Raw genomic sequence first — 20,534 nt, 5'->3', positions numbered from 1 at the left:
GCTTTAAGGGAGTGGATGCCGCCTGCTAGCTTAAAGGAACGATAGCATCTTCCGCCGTTGGAGACGACCCCTTTCCCCTTTTAGCCACCCCTTTCCTCGGCAACCTGCCGCTTAAGCGACGATCTCCGCCGGATAGCCGGCCTGCCGCACCGCTTCGCGGATCGCATCGGGTGAAGCCTCCGTCGTGGCCGATACGCGGCCGGTCGGCAGATCGATCTCCACCGCCGCCTGCGGGTCGATGGACAAGACAGCCTTGCGCACGCTGGAAACGCAATGGCCGCAGGTCATGTCGCGAACGTCGAGGGTCAACATGGAGTCATTCCTTTCTTCTTGCTGGTCGTCGATGTGGGACTCCGCCGTCCCCGAAGCCAGCCCGGTCGGCGTGAAACCGCGCAGGCGAAGGGCGTTGGCGAGCACGAAGACGCTGGAAAGCGCCATGGCCCCCGCCGCGAGAGCCGGCGACAGCGTCAGGCCGAAGCCCGGCGCGAAGGCGCCCGCCGCCACGGGCACGAGCAGGACATTGTAGGCGAAGGCCCAGAAGAGGTTCTGTTGGATGTTGCGGATCGCCGCGCGCGAAAGCTCCACCGCGCCGGCCACCGCACGGAGGTCGCCCGACATCAGCACCACGTCGGCGCTTTCGATCGCCACATCCGTGCCGGTGCCGACCGCGATCCCGAGATCGGCGCTGGCGAGAGCGGGCGCGTCGTTGATGCCGTCGCCGACGAAGGCGACGCGCCGACCATTCCGCCGCAGCGCTTCCACCGCCGCGACCTTGCCCTCCGGCAGAACTTCAGCGACGACTTCCCCGATGCCGAGCCGCGCCGCCACCGCGTTCGCGGTGCGCGCGTCGTCGCCCGTCACCATCGCGACGGAAAGTCCGAGCTTCGACAAGGCTTCGAGGCTCGCGGCACTGTTTTCCTTCACCGGATCGGACACGGCGAGAAGCGCTGCGATGCGCCCGTCGAGCGCGGCGTAGATCGGTGACTTGCCGTCGCGCGCCAGGGCTTCGGCGACGGTGGCGAACGGCGCGGTGTCGAGGCCGAGCCGCGTCATCAACCGGTCGGAGCCGACCGCGACGCTTCGCCCTTCCACCTGCGCTTCGATCCCGAGCCCCGGCAGCGCGTGAAACATAGTCGCGGCCGGCGGATCAAGGCCCTCGCTTCGCGCGCCAGCAACGACTGCCAGCGCCAGCGGATGTTCCGAGCGGGCTTCGGCACCGGACAGGAGGTGCAGCACCTTGCGCCGGTCGAAGCCGTCCGCCGGCAGGAGATCGGTGAGGGTCGGGCGTCCGAGCGTCAGCGTGCCGGTCTTGTCGAAAGCGATCACGTCGATGTCGCGAAGCGCCTGCAAGGCTTCGCCCCGGCGAAACAGGATGCCGAGTTCCGCCGCGCGTCCGGTCGCCACCATCACGGAGGTCGGCGTCGCCAAGCCCATCGCGCAGGGGCAGGCGACGATCAGCACCGCCACGCCATGGACGAGCGCCAGATCGAACGCGCCCGCGAAGACGAGCCAAGACAGGAAGGTCGCGGCGGCCGCCGCCATCACGGCCGGCACGAACCAGCGCGTGACACGGTCCACCAGCGCCTGGATCGGCAGTTTGCCGCCCTGCGCTTCCTCCACGATGGCGACGATCCGCGCGAGCACGGTGTCGGCCCCGACCCTGTCCACCTGGAACACGAAACTGCCGGTACGGTTGATCGTGCCGCCGGTCACCCGCGCGCCGACCGTCTTGGAAACCGGCAGCGGCTCGCCGGTCAGCATGGACTCGTCAAGATGCGAGGCGCCCGACAGAACCACGCCGTCGAGAGCGACGCGCTCGCCGGGGCGCACTTCGACCGCATCGCCGACTGCGATCTCCTCGATCCGACGCGAGACGAAGTCCGAGCCGTTGCGGCTGACGCGGGCGGTTTTGGGCGCAAGCTCCAAGAGCCGGCCGATGGCTTGCCCGGTGCGGCCCTTGGCGCGCGCTTCCAGCGTGCGGCCCGCCAGCACCAGCGTCACGATCACCGCCGCGGCCTCGAAATAAACGTCGCCCGCGCCGTTCGGCAGAACGGATGGGAGAAATGTCGCGACGAGGGAATAGGAAAAGGCCGACAGCGTGCCGATCGCGACCAGCGAGTTCATGTCGGGCGCGCCGCGCCAAAGCGCCGGCAGGCCGCGCAGAAGGAAAACGCGGCCCGGCCCGAACAGGACAAGCGCGGACAGAAGCGCCTGAACGACCCGGTTTGGCCCCTCCCCGATATGGGTCGCGACGAAATGGTGGATGGCGGGAACGAGGTGCGAGCCCATCTCGATGGCGAAGAGCGGCAAGGTCAGAAGCGTCGCGAGGCCGAGATCGCGCGAAAGCCGCGCGGCGTCCGCCCGCCGCTCCTCGCCTCGCGTTCTCGATCCTTCCGCGCGATCCTCCGCGAAAGGTCTCGGCTCGTATCCCGCTTCGCGAATGGCGGTCTCGATCCGCCCGCGGTCGAGCGAAGGCGGCGCGTCGACGCGTGCGCTTTCGGTCGCAAGATTCACCGAAACGGATGAGATGCCGGGCACGGCCGCGATGGCGCGCTCGACCCGCCCGACGCAGGACGCGCAGCTCATCCCTTCGATGTCGAAGCGAAGGGAGCGGGTGTCTTGGGAGGAAGCGGTTTGGGGGGTGGCCCGAACCATTGCGGCGATCCTTCGCGTGATTTCTCTGGTCAGATGGAGATTCCAGTAAGGGGAAGGTCAAGGCCGGTCGCGAACGAGGCTCGCGCGGCGTGCCGCTTTTCTGTATCGCCGACCGCAGGACTGGATACTGGAAAGCCCCCGCCGATGTCGCTCGTTGCCCTTCTGACCGACATGAACCGGCAATCCGAAGGCCCGTGGCTCGACGCCTTGCGCCTCGCCATGCCGGAGGAAACGATCCGGCCGCTCGCCGACATCGAGGCGGACCGGTTGGGGCACGTGGAGGTGGCGGTGGTCGCCAATCCGCAACCGTCCGAACTCTCGCGCCTTCCAAACCTTCGCTGGATTCACAGCCTTTGGGCCGGCGTCGAGAAGCTCGTGCGCGAGATCGGGCCGACAGGGGTTCCCATCGTCCGGCTCGTCGATCCCGAACTTGCGCGCGCCATGGCCGAAGCCGTTCTCGCCTGGACCTATTATCTGTTCCGCGACATGCCGGCTTACGCGCGGCAGCAGCGCGAGGGCGTGTGGAAGCCCCTGCCCTACCGCCATCCCTCAAACGTCACGGTCGGAATTCTCGGCCTCGGCGAACTCGGCACGGCGGCGGGGCTGAAGCTTCGCGAGGCCGGTTTTGCGACGCTCGGCTGGAGCCGCACGCCGAAGAACGTTGCGGGCATCGAGAGCTTTGCCGGCGAGGCCGGCCTTGCCGCCATGCTGTCCCGCAGCGATATCCTGGTGTGCCTCCTGCCGCTCACGCCTGAAACGAACGGTTTGCTTGATAGCGCCCGGTTGGGAACGCTTCCCGCAGGCGCCTCGCTCATCAATTTCGGGCGCGGCCCGATCTTGAACGAAGGCGATCTTCTCGGTCTCTTCGATGCAGGCCATCTCGCCCATGCTGTTTTGGATGTCTTCCGCACCGAACCGCTGCCCGCCGGTGATCCGCTTTGGCGGCACGAGCGCGTCACCGTCCTTCCGCATGTCAGCGGGCCGACGGATCGCAAAACGGCGAGCCGGATCGTCGCCGCCAATATCCGCGCCTTTCGCGCCACCGGCGCGATCCCCGCCACGGTGGATATCGGCCGGGGATATTGAAGACCCCGCCGTGCCCCCTGTCGCGGGGCCGCGTCATCGGCTAGACGCGAAACGATGCCGGTTTCGGCCGCATCGGCATGGCGGTTCCATTGAAAAGGTCATGGCATGTTCAAGTCTCTTCGACGCCTGACGGCGATCCTCGCCTGCGCCGCCACGGTGACGCTTGGCGCGGCGTCCGTCCATGCCGCGCCCCGCACGGATCTCGTTCTCGGCATGTCGGTGGAGCCGGCGGGCCTCGATCCGACAGTGGCGGCCCCCGTCGCGATCGGTCAGGTGACGTGGCAAAACCTTTACGAAGGCTTGGTCCGCATCGACCGCAACGGCCAGATCCAGCCGCAGCTCGCCAAAAGCTGGACCGTTTCGCCGGACGGCCTGTCCTACACCTTCGCGCTCCAGACGGGCGTTTCCTTCCACGACGGCGAGCCCTTCGACAGCGCGGCGGCCAAATTCTCGCTCGACCGCGCGCGGGGTGAAAAGTCGGTCAACCCGCAGAAGCAGTTCTATTCGGTGATCGACCGGATCGAGACGCCCGATGGCGGAACGCTGGTTCTTCACCTGAAGAAGCCCGCCGCGAACCTTCTTTACTGGCTCGGCTGGCCGGCCTCCGTGATGGTCGCGCCGAAAGCCGCAGAGACCGCGCGGGCCGAACCGGTCGGCACCGGCCCCTTCCGGTTCGAAAGCTGGGCCAAGGGCGACCGCGTGGTTCTCGCCCGCAACCCGAACTATTGGAATGCCAGCCGCACGCCCAAACTCGACCGCGTCACGTTCCGGTTCCTCAGCGATCCGCAAGCGCAGGCGGCGGCGATGCGCGCGGGCGATCTCGACGCCATGCCGGAATTCTCCTCGCCCGAACTCTTTGAGCTCCTGAAAAGCGATCAGCGCTTCACCGCGGAAGTCGGGCAGACCGAGATGAAGGTCGTGGCCGGCATGAACTCACGCGAAAAGCCCTTTTCCGACCCGCGCGTGCGCCAGGCCCTGATGATGGCGGTGGATCGCATGACGCTGATCGAGGGCGCTTATGGCGGGTTCGGCCAGCCGATCGGCAGTCATTACACGCCGAACGATCCGGGCTATCTGGACCTCACCGCCACCCATCCCTTCGACCCCGAAAAGGCCAAGGCGCTGCTGGCGGAAGCGGGCTACGGCAACGGCCTGTCCTTCACCATCAAAACCCCGCAGATGGCCTATGCCACGCGCTCGTCCGAACTTCTCCAGGCCATGTTCGCCGAGATCGGCGTGACGCTCACCATCGAGCCGACCGAGTTTCCGGCGCGCTGGGTCGCCGACGTCCTGAAGAACCACGACTTCGCCATGACGATCGTCGCCCATGCCGAGCCGATGGACATCGCGATCTATGCGCGGCCGGACTATTATTTCGGCTACCGCAATCCGGCCTTCGACGCGGCCATCGAGAAGGCCGAAAGCGCGCCGGACGAGGCGACGCGGCTTGCCGCCTATGGCGAAGCGCAGAAGCTTCTGGCGAGCGACGTGCCGGCGCTTTACCTCTTCACCCTGCCGAAACTCGGCGTGTGGAACGCCAAGCTCGAAGGCTTCTGGTCGAACGAGCCGATCCCGTCCAACGACCTGTCCGAGGTGCGTTGGACTGAATGAACGCCGCATCGAAGCCGGCCGAGCCGCAGGCGCTCCTTTACGACGAGGCGCGTCTCCAGCGGTTGACGGCGGGGCTGGCACTCGTGCTGCCACGCTGGGGCGTGGCGGAAAGCGCGGCCTTGTCGCTTCTCACCATCTCGGAAAACGCGACCTTCCTCGTGGCCGCGCCGGACGGGCGGATGGTTCTCCGCGTTTATCGTCCGGGCTATCACGACGAAGGTGAAATCCGCTCGGAACTTGCCTGGATCGAGGCTTTGCGGGCGCAAAATGTCGTGGAAACCCCCCAGCCGATCCGCGACCGCGAAGGACGGCTTCTCGCGTCCTTTCACGACGGCGAGGGCCTGCGCCACGTCGCGGCCTTCGCCCATAGCGCCGGGCACGAGCCGGAAGCCGATGAGAATCTCCCCGGCTGGTTCCGGCACCTGGGTGAGACCGCCGCGCGGCTGCACCGCCATACGCGCGGCTGGCGACGCCCGGACGGCTTTCGCCGCAAGAAATGGAACTTCGAGACGATCGTCGGGTCTGGAGCTTATTGGGGCGACTGGCGCTTCGCGCTCGGCCTCGATGCGCCGGGCCGCGCGGTTCTGGAGCGTCTCCATCGCCGTATCGAGGCGGAAACGGCGGCGCTTGGCGAAGACGCCGACCGGTTCGGCCTGATCCACGGCGACATGCGCGCCGCCAACCTCTTGGTGGATGGTTCCTGCTTGTCGGTGATCGATTTCGACGATTGCGGCTTCTCCTGGTTCGGCTTCGATTTCGCCGCCGCCGTCAGCTTCATCGAGGACGCCCCGGTCGTGCCCGATCTCCGGGAAGCCTGGCTCGCCGGCTATCGTGAGGTCGCGCCCTTTTCGCAAGTGGAGGAGCGCGCCCTCCTCATGCTGGTGATGCTGCGCCGGTTGCAACTGACCGCCTGGATCGCGTCCCACGCCGAAACCCCGACGGCGCTGAGCCTCGGCGACGCCTATACGGCGGGCACGGTCGCGCTTGCCGAGGCCTATCTGTCGAAGGGCTGACGCGCGCTTTCGTCCAGAGCCATCTGCCAAAATGCGGCTTCCAGATCGCAGGCCTTTGCGAACAGGCGTTCCAGCTCGGCCAAACGGCGCGGAGGCAGATCATGGCCCAGACGGTCGAGTTCTTCTCGCGCCGCGCGGGCGACATCCTGGTAGGCCTCGCCGGCATATTCGGCCACCCAGTCGCCTTGCGGATGGCCGGGATGGCGCCCGGCCTCAGGCGCGATGGCGCGGGCGATCTCGCCATAGCCGATGACGCATGGGGCGAGCGCCACGCGAAGGTCGAGAAGGTCCCCCGCCATGCCGGCGTCTAGCACGAGCCGCGTATAGGCGACCGTGGCGGCGTGTTCGCTGGCGCTTTCCAGATCGTCCGGCGACAGGCCCCAGCGCGCCGACAAACGCACATGAAGGTCGAGCTCGACGTCGAGGATCGCGACAAGACCGTCTTTCGCCGCCCGCATCTCGCGGAGCGTGCGGCTCTTGTAGGCGGCCAGCGCCTGCGCCCGCGCGAACTGGATCAGGAACAGGTAGTCCTGCACGAGATAGAAGCGGAAGGCGGCTTCCGGCAGACGGTTTCCGGCCAGTCGCTGGACGAAGTCGTGGCTCGTATAGGCCGTCCAATTCGCCAGCGCAGCCGCCTTCAGGTGATCGAATAGCCCGCTCATCGTCCGCTCTCCGCTTTCCAAAGGGCGTGGAAGTGATGCACCGGCCCGTGCCCCCGTCCGAGCCGCAAGGGCGCGCCGGCGGCGAGCGCTCCGGACAGGTATCGTTTTCCTTCCGCGACCGCGTCCTCCAGCGGCAGGCCATGCGCGAGATGGGCGGCGATCGCGGCCGACAGCGTGCAGCCGGTGCCATGGTCGTTGCGCGTCTCGATACGCGGCGTGGCGAAGCGGCGGACGGGCGCATCGGGGCTGAGAAGAAGATCGACGCTTTCGTTCCCCGTCAGATGCCCGCCCTTGACGAGAACGGCCCCTGCCCCGAGCGCCAGGATCCGCCGCCCCTGTTCGGCCATGTCCACTTCGTTGCGTGCGACCGCCATTCCCGACAGGATCGCCGCCTCATGAAGGTTCGGCGTCGCAAGAAGCGCGAGGGGCAGGAGTCTCGTGGTCAAGGCATTCACCGCCTCCTGCGCCAAAAGCCGGTCGCCCGATGTCGCGACCATGACGGGATCGAGAACAGCTCGGGTTCCCGCGCGATGGAGAACCGACGCGATGGCTACGATCGTGTCGGCACTGCCTGCCATGCCGATCTTGATCGCGCCGACCGTAAAATCATCGAGAACCGCCTCGATCTGCGCGGCGACGATTCCCGGCGACAGGATCTCCACCGCGCGAACGCTTTGCGTGTTCTGCGCCGTGATGGCCGTGATCGCGCTCGTGCCGAAGGTGCCGAGCGCGGAGAAGCTCTTCAGATCGGCCTGGATGCCGGCGCCGCCACCGCTGTCCGAGCCGGCGATTGTGAGGGCGACGGGGATCATCGGGCGCGGCTCCCCTTGGCTGCATCCACCGCCGCGCGCAACGCCCTCGTCGCCTGCGCGGGGTCGCTCGCCTTGAAGATCGCCGAGATCACCGCCACCCCGTCCGCACCGGCCGCGATGACGCCGGGAACGCGTGCGAGATCGATGCCGGCGATGGCCCCGACGGGCAGGTCGGGGCGCGCGTCGCGTAGTTTTGCGCGCAAGGTGCCTAAGCCTTCGAGACCGACCGGCGGATCGGGGTTCTTCTTGGACAGGGTTTCGAAGACGCCGCCGATGCAGGCATAATCCACCGGCGCGGCGGCCGAGACTTCCGCATCCGCCTCGTTCTTCACCGTCAGCCCGATGATCGCGCCGGGCCCGAGGATGCGGCGAGCTTCTCCGGGCTCCAGATCGTCGCGGCCGAGATGGACGCCGTCGGCGTTCGAGGCCAGCGCGACATCGACGCGGTCGTTGACGAGAAGCGGCACTTGGAGGCCCGCGATCGCCTCCCGGATCGCGAGGGCCCGCTCCACCATCTGGCGGGTCGTGCCGGTCTTGTCGCGATATTGCAGGATCGTCGCGCCGTTTTCGGCCGCGAGGCGCGCAAAGGTCGGAAGCCTGTCGGCCCCAAGCGTTCCGGCGTCGAGAAGAGCGTAAAGGGAGATGTCCGGCATCAGGCGATCCGAGCGCGTTCGAGGATATGGTCGGCGGAGAGCGTGGCGAGCGCGTCGAGAAGGTGGACCGAGAAGGTGCCCGGCCCCGCCGATCTCTCAGCGGCGATCTCGGCGGCGAGGCCGAGCACCACCGCCGTCGCAACGCCCGCCACCACCGGATCGGGTTCCACCGCCAGAAACGCCGCCGCCATCGCACCGGACAGGCAGCCGGTTCCGGTGACATCAGCGAGCCAGGGATGGCCGTTGGCGACTTCGATACGTCGGCTTGCCTGGGAAACGACGTCCACCGCCCCGGTTTCCAGCCGCGCCCCGGCCGGCGAAAGCGCCCGCATCTCGGCGGCGTTGGCACGCACCAGCGCCGGGCCTTGGGTCAGAAATTCGCGGGCGAGAACCAGACGCCGGCTCGCGATGTCGCATTTCACCGGGTCGAGCACGAAGGGGCGGGAGGAGCGCGCGAAATGCTCGACCGCCATTGCGATCGCCGTGCGCCGGTCGCGGTCGAGCGTGCCGAGATTGACGAGAAGCGCGTCGGCCGCGCCCGCGACTTCCGCGATTTCTTCCGGGTCCACCGTCATGGAAGGCACCGCGCCGAGCGCCGTCAGGCCGTCGGCGGTGCGGGTCTGGACGACGGTGTTGGTGATCGCATGAACGCGCGGGCGGGTTGCCCGGAGCCTCGCGAGAACGTCGGCGACGATGGCGGGGCTCGTCATCATGCTCGGAGTTCCACCGCCACCGCGTCCACCGGCGGCGCGGCCTCGATCAAGCCGCGCTCCTTCAAAAAGGCGCCGAACTCGGCGTAGCGTTCCTTGTCGAGCGCGCCGGGGCGCTTGGCGAGAAGCGGCACCGTGTCGGTGAAGGCCTGTCGGTTCAGGCGATCGTCGAGATCGGGATGGGCCTGGAGGAACAGCGCCCAGCCGGCTTGCCGGTCGGCAAGGAGGCGGGTGGTGGCTTCCTCCACCGCCGCCAGAAAGCGCGGCAGGCGCGGATCGCCGAGGAGGTCGCGCCGGGTGGCGTAGATCAGCTCGTCGTAGAGCGGCACGCCGTGCTCCTCGGGAAGGAAGGCGCGGCCCTTCCGCCCTTCGATCGCGATCTGCGTCAGCTCGAAATTGCGATAACCGCCGATGATCGCATCCACCGAGCCGGCAAGCAGCGAGGGGCTCAGCGAGAAGTTGACGTTGACGAGCTCGACATCGGTGGCATTGAGCCCGGTGGAGCCGAGCATCCGGCCGATCAGCGCTTCCTCGAAGCCCGATACCGAATAGCCGATGCGCCTGCCCTTCAGATCGGCGAGCGTCTTCACCGGGCCGTCCTCAAGAACGATCAGCGTGTTCAGCGGCGAGGACACGAGCGTGCCGAACCGTACGAGCGGCAGTCCGTTGGCGACGTCGAGATAAAGGTTCGGCTGGTAGTGAACGGCGATATCCGCCTGCCCCGCCGCCAGAAGGCGCGGCGGCGCGGAAGGGTCGGCCGGCGGGACGAGATCGACCGCAAGACCATGCTTGGCGAAGAGACCGAGTTCCTTCGCCAGCACGAGCGGCGCGTGGTCGGGATTGACGAACCATTCCAGAAGCACGGTCAGCTTGTCCTCCGCCGCGGAGGCCGGCGCGCCTTTCAGGATCGCGGGAAGGCCGAGCGAGGCGGCAAGGAAGGTGCGGCGCTGCATGGAGGGTGGTGCCTTTCGGAAGGGGGGGGTCAGATCGAGCGCGCCCAAGGGGCGAGGAGCGGCACGAACTCGTCGACAAGGACGCGCAAGACCAGCGTCAGGACGGCGAGAAGCGCGAAGGCGGCGAACAGAAGATCGGTCTGCATCCGGGCATTGGCCTGGATCATTACGAAGCCGAGCCCGCCGGTCGCGCCAACCCACTCGCCGATCACCGCGCCGAGCGGCGCGAGGGGGGCGGCGACGCGAAGGCCGGACGCGAGCGCCGGCATGGCGAGCGGCAGGCGAAGGCGCATGAGCGTCTGGAAGGGCGTCGCGCCGGCGAGTTCGGCGGCCTCCACGAGATCGCGCTCGGTGCGGCGCAAACCGTCCGCAAAGGCGGAGGCGACCGGAAAGAACAGGACCAGCGCCGCCATCACGACCTTGGAGGCCATGCCGAAGCCGAACCAGAGAACGAGGAGCGGCGCGATCGCGAAGACCGGCAAGGCCTGGAGAACGAGGAGAACCGGCCAGGCGAGCGCGCCGACACGCGGCATCGCCACGACCAGAAAGGCGGCGAGGATGCCGGCGAGCGAACCGAACAAGAGGCCGAGCCCGGCTTCCGCGAAAGTGAGGAGCGCCTGCGTCCAGAGCATCGGCAGACGGGCCAGAAGCGTTTCGCCGACAAGGGCGGGGGACGGCAAAAGAAAGCGCGGCGGGTCGAGAAGATAAACGGCGGCCTGCCAAACGAGAAGAACCGCAAGGCAGCCGCGAAGCGCGATGCCGGAAACGCGAAAGGCCCGCGCGGTGCGCGTGCCTCCCGTTCCGATCGTCCCGCCGCGATACGCCACGCACTGTCGCCCTTCGTCCTGGCGGCAAGGCCGCCGTGGAACCCGCGATCAATGGTGGAGGAGACATGAAATGGCCGAGCCGAAGGCGGCTCGATTTCCCGTTCCTACGCCGGCATGACCCGGATCAGGTTCAAGGGTTCGGCATTCGCCATCTCAGCGCCTTGCGGCACACCCCTCGGAATGGCGGTGAACATCGCGCGGAACGCGCGGCGCGTCAACCGGGGGTTTCCTCCATGAAGGCTGCGCAGGTTACGGCGCAGCCTTCATGGGATGGCTCAGCGGCGGGCCGGGGCGATCTCGCCGCTCACCGGATCGAGGTCGAGCTCGATCTTGGCGCCGTTCCGGTCGGTTCCCGAAACCTCGTAGCAGCCGTCGTCGGCCTCGATCTCGCGCACCGTATAACCGAGAGCCTCGACCTTCTTCGTCACTTCCGCCACAGGCAGCCAGCGCTCGCGCGGCTCGGTGGTGCAGGCGCGATCGTCGGCGAAGGCGGCCGGGATGGCGAGGGTCGACAGGCCGACAGCGGCGAGAACGAGGGTCGCGATCTTCTTCATGGGTTTTTCCTTTGCATCTGGTCGAAGCGAATATCGCCTCGATGGCGATGGAGGCATCCTGGCCGAAACCGCACCCGCCTCCCTGACACAGGCTGTCAGTGTTCTGTCAGGATGCCCGCGCTAGTTTCGCGCTCATGCGCGCGCTTCGCCTTTCCCTTCTCCTCCTGTCCCTTTTCGCCGTTCCGGCCTTTGCCGACGATGACGATCAGGACCGTGCGCGCCGGGCGCTGGCGGCTGGCGAGATCAGGCCGCTGGAAGACGTGCTCGCCGTTCAGCGCCGGGCGCTCCCCGGCGAAGTGGTCGGAGTCGAACTCGACCGGGACGACGGACGCTGGGTCTACGAATTGAAGGTGCTGACCAGCAACGGCGACCGCCGCGAGATCGAGATCGATGCCGGTAGCCTCGCAGTTCTGGACGTGGACTGAACGCAAGATGCGCATCTTGGTTGTGGAGGACGAACCGCGCATCGCCGCCGATCTGCGTCACGGCCTGGAGGCGGCGGGCTATGCCGTGGACACCGCGCGCGACGGCGAAGCAGCGCTTTATCAGGCCGAGATCGAGGACTACGACGCGATCGTCCTCGATCTCGGCCTGCCCCGACTGGACGGCCTCAGCGTCCTGAAGCGCCTTCGCGCCGGCGATTGCCACACGCCCGTCGTGATCCTCACCGCGCGCGACGGCTGGCGCGAAAAGGTGGAAGGCATCGATGCCGGTGCCGACGACTATCTCGCCAAGCCCTTCCGCATGGAGGAACTCGTAGCGCGGTTGAGGGCCGTTCTGCGCCGCTCGGCCGGCCAAGCCTCGCCGATCCTGAAGGCCGGCGCGCTGGAACTCGACACGCGCGACCGGAGCGCCAGCGTCGACGGCCGCGCGCTGGCGCTCACGCAGCTCGAATATCGCCTTCTTTCCTATCTCCTCCACAATCGCGGCCGCGTCGTCCCGCCGGGCGAGCTTCTCGACCATCTCTATGACGGCGATACCGATCGCGAAGCCAATGCCGTGGAAGCGCTGCTGACCCGCCTTCGGCGCAAGCTCGGCACGCCCTTGATCGAGACCCGGCGCGGGCACGGCTACCTCGTTGCGAAGGACGAAGCGTGACTGCTCGAAACTCGCTGCGCGCCCGGCTGATCCTGTCGGCGGCGGCGCTCGTCACGCTCGCGCTGGTGCTCACCGGCTTCGGGCTTCGCGTGGTGATGGATTCGGTCCTGAACGAGCGCACCGTGACCGAGCTCGACCGCCTCGCCAAGGATCTCGCGGGCCTTGCCGAGATCGACGCCAACGGCAACGTGCTTCTGCGCCGCGTTCCGGCCGACCCGCGCTCCACGGGCGCCTATGGCGGGCTTTACTGGCAGTTGCAGCCGGATCGGGGCGCGCCCTTGCGCTCGCGGTCCTTGTGGGACACCGAACTCGCCCTCCCGCCCGGCACCCTGCCCGTTTCGGGCTCCGGCCAGCGCGTTCTGGATCTTTCAGGGCCAGAAGGGAGCCGGTTGATCGCCGTGGTGCGCCAGATCCGCATCCTGCGCGATGGGGCGGCGCGGGAACTCGCGATCGTCGTCGCGCTCGATCGCCGGGAACTCGCCGAAAGCCGCCGTTCCTTTCTCCAGCTTCTGGTGCCGGCGTTGGTCGGGCTCGGGCTCGTCCTCGTTCTCGCCATGGCGCTTTTCGTGCACCGCGCCCTTCTCCCCTTTCGCACCCTTCGCCGCGACCTCCGCGCGCTTCACGAAGGGCAGCGCGACGCGCTGCCGAACGATCTGCCGGAAGAAGTGCAGCCGCTCGCCGATGATCTCAACCGCCTCATCGCGATGCAGGGCGCGGCGGTGTCGCGAGCGAGGACGCAGGCCGGCGACCTCGCCCACGGCCTGAAGACGCCGCTCGCGATTCTGGAAGCCCTGGCGCGGAGCGCAGCCGAGAGGGGGGATAGCGAAACGGCGCGCGAGATCGAGGAACAAGCGGCCATGATGCGGACGCAGGTCGAGCGCGTTCTGGCGCGGGCGCGCGTCGCCTCAGCCGGCTCGGTTCGGCGCGAGCGGGCAGAGGCTCAGGCCGTCGCGCGGCGGCTGGTGGATGTGATGCGCCGCCTGCCCACCGACAGCCCGCTCGACTGGGGGCTCGACGTGCCGGCGGGCCTTTATCTGCCGGTCTCGCCTGACGACCTGACGGAAATGCTCGGTAACCTTCTGGATAACGCCCGCAAATGGAGCCGCAGCCGCGTGTTTCTGACCGCGCTCGCCGAGACCGGACGTGTCGGCCTCGTTCTCGATGACGACGGACCGGGCATGGAGGGAAACGAGATCGCGGCAGTGGAGCGCGGGCGGCGGTGGGACGAAGCGACGCCCGGCAGCGGCTTCGGCCTCGCCATCACGCGCGATCTCGCTGAAGCCGGCGGCGGCCGCCTGACTCTGAGCGCGGCGCCTTCGGGCGGCTTGCGCGCCGTTCTGTCCTGGCCGGCCCGGCGATGAACGAGATCAGTCCACGATGGCGTGTGGCACGAAGCGCGACAGGTTCCGCGTGATGCGCGAGCGGTCCTCGCGCATGCCGAGGCCGCAAGCCCGGTCGCCGATGACCCAGGTTCCGAGCACCGCGAACTGGCCGTCCGCCTCGAAAAGCGGGGTCAGCGCCTGCACCACGGTCGGCCCTTCCCCGTAGTCGCCGTCCGTTTCCTCCGTTTCGCGGCCCGTTTCCGTGATCGCGATGTTCTCGCCCTCGCGCGAATGGAAGGGCTTGCGCACGCTGCTCGTCAGCGTTCCGGCCTGCGGGTCGTCGCCGAAAAAAGCGGGCAACAGGTTCGGGTGGCCGGGATGGCGCTCCCAAAGGAGCGGCAGGATGCCCTTGTTCGACAGAACCGCCTTCCAGGCCGGCTCCACCCATTCGGTCCCGGATCGCGGCAGGTAATGCGCGAAGGGCTCGCGCATCATGTCCTCCCACGGATAAAGCTTGAAGCAGCGGTCGATCACCCGGTCCTCGAGGTCGGTGAAACGGCCGAGCGCGTCGACCCCGATGGCGGCCATGTCGATCAGGGCGGTGCGATGCCCGGCCTGTATCGCGCAGTCCATCAGATATGTGGTGGTGCCTCGATCCTCCTCGTTGTCCGTCACCGCCGCGAAATGGAAGATGCGGTCGGCGGGGAAGGCGGCGAAAGCCTCGACGAGACTTTCCTGAAGGAGGTTGAACTGGTCGGCCGCTTCCGGCAGATGGCCGAGCGCGATCTGGTCGGTCAGCCAGTTGTGCTGGAAAAAGGCCGCCTCGAACATGCCCGTTGGGGTGTCGGCGTTGTATTCGAGGAGCTTGGCCGGTCCCCGTCCGTCATAGGCGAGATCGAAGCGGCCGTAGAGGTGGCGCGCACGCGCGTTCCAAGAGTCGCGCACCGTGTCGAACTGCTCGGGCGGAATGGCGAGACGGGCGAGAAGCTCTTCGGAGGCGACGACCTCGGCGACGAGATCCATGCAGAGTTCGTGGAGCGCTTGCGTCGGCGCTTCCACATGGGTCTCGATCTCCTCCATGGTGAAGCGGTAATGCACGTCGTCCAGCCAGTAAGGCTCGCCATACATCTCGTGGAAGCCGAAGCCGAGGCTTTCCGCCTTTTCCCGCCAGCCGTCGCGGGGGGCGATCGCGAGGCGCTCCATCGCTCAGCCGCCGAACGAGGACGAGGAGGAGCGGCTGGAAGAGATGCCGCCGAAGCCCGATCGCGACACGGTGCGCGTGTTGACGTTGGCGGGGCGCGGCGTCGACACCTGACGCCCGACTTCCGGGTCGGAGCGGTATGTCACGCCGGAGCGGTTGGTGAAGATCGGTGTCGGGCGGCGGTAGGAGCCGCTGTTCACGTAGCTGCCGTAGGAATTGTAGTTCGTCAGATTGGAGATGGCCGACGAGATCAGGTAGCCGGTCATGAAGGGGATGAAGAAGCTTCCCGTCCCCGAGCCGTTTCCTTGCGTCTGCGGCGCCTGCATGCAGCGGCCCGCGCCGTATTCCGCTTCGCAAGCGGCCTGCCCGTCGAATTTAGGCGCGTTCTTCAGGTGCTCGCTGATCGCCGCCTGATATTCGGCGTTGCAGATGTTCTGCTCGATGCCCGCTTCCACGCATTGCGCGACGGAATTGTACATCGTGTTTTCCGGCGGCGGGTCGTCGCCGCAGGCGGTGAGCGCGAAGCCGCCGGCCGCGATCGTGCCGAGCGCCAGGATCGGCCGGCGTTTCGAGATGAAGCGCTTCGTCATCGCCCTTGCCCTCAATAGGTCATGCAGGCGGCGTTCAACATGCCGACGCCGAGCGAGATGCCGGCCGACCAGAGCCCGGCGGCGATCTCGCCATCCGTGATGCGTCGCGGCAGGCCCTTCATGGAAAAACAGGCGACGGCGAAGGCGACGGCCTGGAAAATGCCGCCGACCACGGCCCAGATCAAAAAGTCCACGAGCGACACCGAATTGGCGGCGGCGGACGACAAGGGCAGGGAAAAGCCGAGAATGGCCCCGAGGAATGCGACCACGGCCGCCGCGTTGCCGGTGCGGATGAGGGTCAATTCGTGCTGGGGCGTCAGCGCCGAATAAAGCGCGGCGAACGCGGCGAGCGCGCCGAGGCCGGTCGCGAAATAAGCGAGAAAGGCCGGCAGGCCTGCGACGTAACCGAACATTCTTGGGAAAGTCCTTCGGTGAGGATTGAAGGCGTTACAGGCGGCGGATATCGGCCGGCATCAGACCGTAGCCGATCATGAACTCGATCGAGGAGCCTTGCGCGGCGGCGCGCGCGTCGATGTCGCGCTCGATGTTGAGAAGCAGCATTTCCCGACCTTGTCCGAGGGGCCGCGCATAAAGCATGCAGGACTGGTGGATCGCCCGGCGGCTGGCGCCGTCGTCCACGTCCTCGACGAATTCCACGAGATCGGCGCGGGCCGCGCCCTCACCCCAGAAGCGGTGGAAGAGGATGCCGTCGGCATCGTAGCTCGGCTGGCCGATGAGGCCGTTCGGCCCCCGCCAGCGTGCCCACTCATTGGCGCTCGCCGGCACGACGCTGTCCCAGGGGCGGTAGATGCTGACATCCAGAAGCTCGTCGCCGGGCGCGCCGGAGGCCGACATGACCTGCAGGATCGTGTTGTCGGAATCGTAGTAGCGCGACAGAACGGTGGACGCGTCGAGCCGCGCTTCGCCATAGGCCGCAACGATCATCATGCCGCCCGTCGGCACCGGCATCGCCGGCTCTGTACCCGCCATCGCCGCCTGGAGGCTCAAGGTATCGACCTCGATGCCGCCGCCGAGCGACACGCCGAGCGGCCCGCGCTCAGGGGTGGCGGCTTCAGTTTCGGCTCCCGAACCCCAGCCGAAGATGCGTCCGATCATCGTGTTCCGCCTTGTGCAGCCCGACGCAAGCCTTATTACATTCCCGCTGCCCCATGGAAAGGCGGCGACGGATCGGAACGGGAGACTTACGAAACGTGGCCATCTGGAACCTCGCATCCCTGACGGAACTCTTCGCTTCCGACCCGCCGGCGCTCGGCGATGTCGACGTGGCGGTGGAGGGCGACGTCCTGCGCGTGACGCTGAAGGAAAAGGGCCATCTCGACGTCTTCGTGGCGGCGGGCGGCGACCAGATCCTCGCCAGCGTGATGCTGGCGCCGGCATCAGGCGTGCCCAATCGCGAGGCCTTCGAGCGGCTGGCGCTGAAGACGCACAAGCTCGTGCCGCTGTCCACCTTCGGCATTTCCACGGTGAACGGCGAGGAATGGTACGAGCTCTTCGGCTCGCTTTCCGCCCGCTCTGCGGCCGATGTCGTGGTGGAGGAGATCGCCGTTCTCGCCGCCAATGCCGAGGACGCGGCCGGGCTCATCGCCGAATGGAAGAACGGGGAGATCGCGGCATGAGCGTCTGGGGCAAACTCTTTTCCGCCGTGCGCGGCGGGGTCAACGAAGCGGCCGAGACCGTCGCGGACGGCCAGGCCCTGCGCATTCTCGACCAGGAGATCCGCGACGCCGAGAACGCGCTGCGCAAGGCGCGCTCGGATCTCGCCGGTATCATGGCGTCGGCCAAATCGCTCGGGCGCCGGGTCGATGAAGCGCGCGCCAAGGACGCCAAGGACCTCGACTCGGCGCGCGCCGCCATGAATGCCGGCCGCGAGGATCTGGCCCGCCAGCTTGCCGACCGCATGTCGAGCAACCGCGCCGACATGGCGCGCGACGAGGCCGAACTGCAACGGCTCCAGGGCGCGCAGGCGCAAATGCTGCGCGCCGTGCAGGACACCGAAACGCGCATCCAGACCATGCGCCGCGAGGTGGAAGGGGTGAAGGCGAACGAGTCGCTGCTTCGGGCGCAGTCGGCGATCGCATCGAGCCATGCCGGCATCAATTCGCGGCTCGGCAGCGCGATGGAATCGCTCGACCGCGTGAAGAAACGGCAGGAAGCGATGGCCGGCCGCCTGGAAGCCGGGGCCGAGCTTCAGGCGCTGGAATCGGGCTCTTCGCTGGACAGGGCGCTTCTGGAAGCCGGCATCGGCGGCAACCGCTCCTCGTCCGACGACATCTTCGCCGAGATCGCGCGGGGTGAGGGGCAGAAGTCGCTGCCCGCGCCGGACGCCCTTCCCGGCATCGGCTACGATCGCAAGTCCTGATCGATCGCGGGCGGGCGCGACATCGCTCCCGCCCGTTCGCTGATCGTATCGGCGAAACGGCTGTGACTTAAGGGAGGGCGGCTGCCGGAACGGGCGGGGCAGCCGGCATTTCCAACGCGGGAAGCGGACGGGCGCGCGCGGCGCTCGCCTTCAGCTTGCCCGGCGCGCTGCCGACGATCCGCTTGAAGGCGCGGCTGAAGGAGGCTTCCGAATCGTAGCCGAGCCGCTGCGCCGCCTCCGCGATGCGCATCCGGTCGCGCAGCATCCACTGCCGCGCTTGATGCATCCGCACTTCCGTCACGTAGCGCGCCGGCGTTTCGCCGAGGATGGCGGCGAACTTGGCGGCGAAGCTGGAGCGTGAAACGCCCATCAGAGCGGCGAGTTCGGACACTGTCCAATCGCGCTCCGGCTCGGCATGAATGGCGGCGAGGACCCGCCCGAGTTGGGGATCGCGCACCGCCGCGATCCAGCCCGCCGCATTGCCGCAGCCATGCTCCACCCAGGAGCGGATGATCTGCGCTGCCATCACATCGGCCAGCCGGGCCAGGATGCCGCTCGCCCCGACGCGGCTCATGGCGCATTCCGCCACCATCGCGTCGAGGAGATGCGGGATGGAGGGCTCGGCCACCATCAGTTCCTTGGCGCGCATCACGTCCGGCATCATCTTCATCAGCGGATGAAGGCTGTCGAGGTTGAAGCGCATCGTTCCGCAAAAGAGAATGCAGACATCCTCGATGTCCGCCGCCGCTTCCTGATAATCGAAGACGCTTTCGCAGATCGGCTGACAGCGCCGGCGCGGGAAAGGCCGGGGCTCGACTTCAGGCGCGCTTGCCAGCGTATGGGCGGCCCCGCGCGGCACGAGCACGGCGTCGCCCGCCGTCAATTCGCTCCATTCGCCGTCCGGACCGCGCAGCCAGCAGCCCCGGCCGGCGACGAAGTGGAAATGGGCGTGATCCTGGGCCGGATAATGGAAGCTCCAATCGCCCGCCATCCGGCAGCGGCCATATTCCACGCCGTCGAGCCGCAGACCGCGCAGCATGTCGGTGAGGGGATCGACGGAGTCAATTTTGGACGATCGGTCAAGCATGATGGATTTTCTAGCATGGAAACGCCAAGGCTGTCAGCCTAGTTAGGGGCTCCTTCGCACTGCATTTGCCGGAACCGCGCCATGACCGACATCGCCCTCCCACGCGACCTCGCCGAGGCGGCCGATCCGGCGAGCCCGTCCCGCCCCGCCTGGCCGGCCGTCTTCTCCCTGTCCTTCGGCGTCTTCGGTCTCGTGACCGCCGAGTTCCTGCCCGTCAGTCTCCTGACGCCGGTGGCGAGCGAACTCGGCGTTTCCAACGGTGCGGTGGGCCAAGCGATCACGGCGACGGCCGTCGTCGCCGCCTTTGCCGGCCCGCTTCTGGTTCTGTCCTCCGGTCGCATCGACCGGCGGTTGGTCGTCTATGTGCTGATGGCGTTTCTGATCGGCTCCAGCGTGCTGTCGGCTTTCGCCACCGACATCACCATGCTGCTTCTGGCGCGCGGGGTGCTCGGCTTCGCGCTCGGCGGCTATTGGGCCATGATGACGGCGCTGGCGCTCCGGCTCGTGCCGCCCGCCGACGTGCCGCGCGCCATGTCGATCATCATCATGGGCGTGTCCGTGGCGACCGTCTTCGCCGCGCCGCTCGGGGCCGCGCTCGGCGAATGGTGGGGCTGGCGGGCGACGTTTCTGGCGGCCTCGGGCCTTGGAACCGCGGCTCTCGCGGTCCAGCTCGTCGCGCTTCCGTCGCTGCCTTCCGCCCGCGCCCCGGGTCTGCGCGCCTTCGGCAAGGCATTGTCACGACGCGCCGTCCTGATCGGGCTCGCGACGATCGTCATCGTGGTGTCCGGCCATTTCGCCGGCTTCACCTTCATCCGTCCTTATCTGGAGGAAGTGCCGCGCCTCAGCGTTTCCACGATCTCGCTCGCGCTTCTGGCCTTCGGCATCGGTGGGTTCTTCGGCAATGTCGTCGGCGGGGCGATCGCCGCGCGCAGTCCCGCCTGGGGCGTCGGCAGCGCCGCGCTTTTGATCGGCGCGGCGGCGCTCGCCCTCGTGCTTTACGGCCCTTCGCCGGCCGTCGCCTTCGCGGCCACCGCTCTTTGGGGCTTCGCCTTCGGCGGGTTTCCGGTTTCCGTGTCGATCTGGAACGCGCGCGCGGCGCCCGATCTCGCCGAAAGCTCCGGAGCGCTCCTGTCCTCGGCCTTCCAAGTGGCGATCGCGAGCGGCGCCGTGATCGGCGGGTTGCTCATCGACGGCGCGGGGCCGAAAGGCGTCATCGTCTATGCCTGCCTCGCGGTGGTGGCCGGCGCGGGCGTCATGCTGGTGCTCGGCCGGGCGGTGGAGCGGAGCCGCGCGGCGGCATAGCGCCCAAAGGAAACGGCG

The 20,534-nt window shown here is 67.8% G+C and carries 22 protein-coding genes and 1 riboswitch; of the genes, 9 read left to right on the top strand and 13 right to left on the bottom strand.

Going from position 1 to position 20,534, the window contains the following annotated elements:
• Positions 1–111: 111 nt before the first annotated feature.
• Positions 112–2,655 carry a heavy metal translocating P-type ATPase gene (locus F9929_RS15440; RefSeq protein WP_193227787.1) on the bottom strand — a complete coding sequence of 848 codons (2,544 nt, stop codon included), beginning with the start codon at positions 2,653–2,655 and terminating at the stop codon, positions 112–114.
• 144 nt (positions 2,656–2,799) lie between these two features.
• Between F9929_RS15440 and F9929_RS15435 the strand changes: the two genes are divergently transcribed.
• The 3 genes from F9929_RS15435 to F9929_RS15425 all read left to right on the top strand — a co-directional run bounded on the left by F9929_RS15435 (position 2,800) and on the right by F9929_RS15425 (position 6,365).
• Entirely contained in the window at positions 2,800–3,741 is a 942-nt protein-coding gene (locus tag F9929_RS15435) for a 2-hydroxyacid dehydrogenase (protein ID WP_152047478.1), read from the top strand.
• Positions 3,742–3,846: 105 nt separating this feature from the next.
• Positions 3,847–5,352, top strand: coding sequence for an ABC transporter substrate-binding protein (locus F9929_RS15430; protein ID WP_152047477.1), 1,506 nt, complete (start codon positions 3,847–3,849; stop codon positions 5,350–5,352).
• The gene (locus F9929_RS15425; protein ID WP_152047476.1) at positions 5,349–6,365 is read left to right on the top strand and encodes a phosphotransferase enzyme family protein; all 1,017 of its coding nucleotides are present in this window, start codon (positions 5,349–5,351) and stop codon (positions 6,363–6,365) included. Before F9929_RS15430 ends, F9929_RS15425 begins: the two co-directional genes overlap by 4 nt.
• Here F9929_RS15425 and F9929_RS15420 read toward each other — a convergent pair.
• From F9929_RS15420 to F9929_RS15390, 7 genes are all read right to left on the bottom strand, one after another.
• Positions 6,347–7,027, bottom strand: coding sequence for a TenA family protein (locus tag F9929_RS15420; RefSeq protein WP_152047475.1), 681 nt, complete (start codon positions 7,025–7,027; stop codon positions 6,347–6,349). The two genes, F9929_RS15425 and F9929_RS15420, sit on opposite strands and share 19 nt — an antisense overlap.
• Entirely contained in the window at positions 7,024–7,839 is an 816-nt protein-coding gene (gene thiD, locus F9929_RS15415; RefSeq protein ID WP_152047474.1) for a bifunctional hydroxymethylpyrimidine kinase/phosphomethylpyrimidine kinase, read from the bottom strand. The genes F9929_RS15420 and thiD overlap by 4 nt, the downstream gene beginning before the upstream one ends.
• Positions 7,836–8,492 (bottom strand): thiamine phosphate synthase, encoded by a 657-nt coding sequence (gene thiE / locus F9929_RS15410; protein ID WP_152047473.1) that lies wholly within the window; start codon positions 8,490–8,492, stop codon positions 7,836–7,838. The genes thiD and thiE overlap by 4 nt, the downstream gene beginning before the upstream one ends.
• Positions 8,492–9,205: a hydroxyethylthiazole kinase gene (locus F9929_RS15405; protein WP_152047472.1), complete on the bottom strand. Its 714-nt coding sequence runs from the start codon at positions 9,203–9,205 to the stop codon at positions 8,492–8,494. Before F9929_RS15405 ends, thiE begins: the two co-directional genes overlap by 1 nt.
• Positions 9,202–10,155: an ABC transporter substrate-binding protein gene (locus tag F9929_RS15400; protein WP_152047471.1), complete on the bottom strand. Its 954-nt coding sequence runs from the start codon at positions 10,153–10,155 to the stop codon at positions 9,202–9,204. The genes F9929_RS15405 and F9929_RS15400 overlap by 4 nt, the downstream gene beginning before the upstream one ends.
• 29 nt (positions 10,156–10,184) lie before the next feature.
• Entirely contained in the window at positions 10,185–10,913 is a 729-nt protein-coding gene (locus tag F9929_RS15395; RefSeq protein WP_152047524.1) for an ABC transporter permease, read from the bottom strand.
• A gap of 153 nt (positions 10,914–11,066) precedes the next feature.
• Positions 11,067–11,168: riboswitch (TPP riboswitch) on the bottom strand.
• Between the two features lie 89 nt (positions 11,169–11,257).
• Positions 11,258–11,536 (bottom strand): PepSY domain-containing protein, encoded by a 279-nt coding sequence (locus tag F9929_RS15390; protein WP_152047470.1) that lies wholly within the window; start codon positions 11,534–11,536, stop codon positions 11,258–11,260.
• Between the two features lie 134 nt (positions 11,537–11,670).
• Here F9929_RS15390 and F9929_RS15385 point away from each other — a divergent pair, with 134 nt between their 5' ends.
• From F9929_RS15385 to F9929_RS15375, 3 genes are read left to right on the top strand one after another with little or no spacing between them, the layout of a single operon-like run.
• On the top strand, positions 11,671–11,961 hold the full coding sequence (locus tag F9929_RS15385) for a PepSY domain-containing protein (protein ID WP_152047469.1): 291 nt from the start codon (positions 11,671–11,673) through the stop codon (positions 11,959–11,961).
• A 7-nt stretch (positions 11,962–11,968) separates the two neighbouring features.
• Positions 11,969–12,634: a response regulator transcription factor gene (locus F9929_RS15380; protein ID WP_152047468.1), complete on the top strand. Its 666-nt coding sequence runs from the start codon at positions 11,969–11,971 to the stop codon at positions 12,632–12,634.
• A complete protein-coding gene (locus F9929_RS15375; protein WP_235919341.1) occupies positions 12,631–13,995 on the top strand; it encodes a sensor histidine kinase in 1,365 nt (454 codons plus the stop codon). Before F9929_RS15380 ends, F9929_RS15375 begins: the two co-directional genes overlap by 4 nt.
• A 6-nt stretch (positions 13,996–14,001) precedes the next feature.
• Here F9929_RS15375 and F9929_RS15370 read toward each other — a convergent pair whose 3' ends face one another.
• The 4 genes from F9929_RS15370 to F9929_RS15355 are packed head-to-tail and all read right to left on the bottom strand — an operon-like array spanning position 14,002 to position 16,851.
• On the bottom strand, positions 14,002–15,159 hold the full coding sequence (locus F9929_RS15370) for a glutathionylspermidine synthase family protein (protein ID WP_152047467.1): 1,158 nt from the start codon (positions 15,157–15,159) through the stop codon (positions 14,002–14,004).
• A 3-nt stretch (positions 15,160–15,162) separates the two neighbouring features.
• Complete coding sequence (locus tag F9929_RS15365) at positions 15,163–15,747, bottom strand: DUF1190 domain-containing protein (protein WP_152047466.1); 585 nt, start codon at positions 15,745–15,747, stop codon at positions 15,163–15,165.
• 11 nt (positions 15,748–15,758) lie between these two features.
• Positions 15,759–16,160 carry a DUF350 domain-containing protein gene (locus tag F9929_RS15360; RefSeq protein WP_152047465.1) on the bottom strand — a complete coding sequence of 134 codons (402 nt, stop codon included), beginning with the start codon at positions 16,158–16,160 and terminating at the stop codon, positions 15,759–15,761.
• Between the two features lie 34 nt (positions 16,161–16,194).
• Complete coding sequence (locus F9929_RS15355; RefSeq protein ID WP_407922243.1) at positions 16,195–16,851, bottom strand: DUF2491 family protein; 657 nt, start codon at positions 16,849–16,851, stop codon at positions 16,195–16,197.
• Between the two features lie 107 nt (positions 16,852–16,958).
• Between F9929_RS15355 and F9929_RS15350 the strand changes: the two genes are divergently transcribed.
• Positions 16,959–17,384, top strand: a complete 426-nt coding sequence (locus F9929_RS15350; protein ID WP_152047463.1) for a YjfI family protein — start codon at positions 16,959–16,961, stop codon at positions 17,382–17,384.
• Positions 17,381–18,127 carry a PspA/IM30 family protein gene (locus tag F9929_RS15345; RefSeq protein WP_152047462.1) on the top strand — a complete coding sequence of 249 codons (747 nt, stop codon included), beginning with the start codon at positions 17,381–17,383 and terminating at the stop codon, positions 18,125–18,127. The genes F9929_RS15350 and F9929_RS15345 overlap by 4 nt, the downstream gene beginning before the upstream one ends.
• Before the next feature lie 67 nt (positions 18,128–18,194).
• On the opposite strand, the gene F9929_RS15340 is transcribed toward F9929_RS15345, so the two are convergent.
• Positions 18,195–19,214, bottom strand: coding sequence for an AraC family transcriptional regulator (locus tag F9929_RS15340; RefSeq protein WP_152047461.1), 1,020 nt, complete (start codon positions 19,212–19,214; stop codon positions 18,195–18,197).
• An 81-nt stretch (positions 19,215–19,295) separates the two neighbouring features.
• Here F9929_RS15340 and F9929_RS15335 point away from each other — a divergent pair, with 81 nt between their 5' ends.
• On the top strand, positions 19,296–20,516 hold the full coding sequence (locus F9929_RS15335) for an MFS transporter (protein WP_152047460.1): 1,221 nt from the start codon (positions 19,296–19,298) through the stop codon (positions 20,514–20,516).
• The last annotated feature ends 18 nt before the right edge of the window (positions 20,517–20,534 follow it).

Source organism: Aureimonas psammosilenae, assembly GCF_009176975.1.
GTDB classification, from domain to species: Bacteria; Pseudomonadota; Alphaproteobacteria; order Rhizobiales; family Rhizobiaceae; genus Plantimonas; species Plantimonas psammosilenae.
Note: the sequence above shows the minus strand (reverse complement) of the source record. Positions and strands in the feature narration are given on the sequence as shown.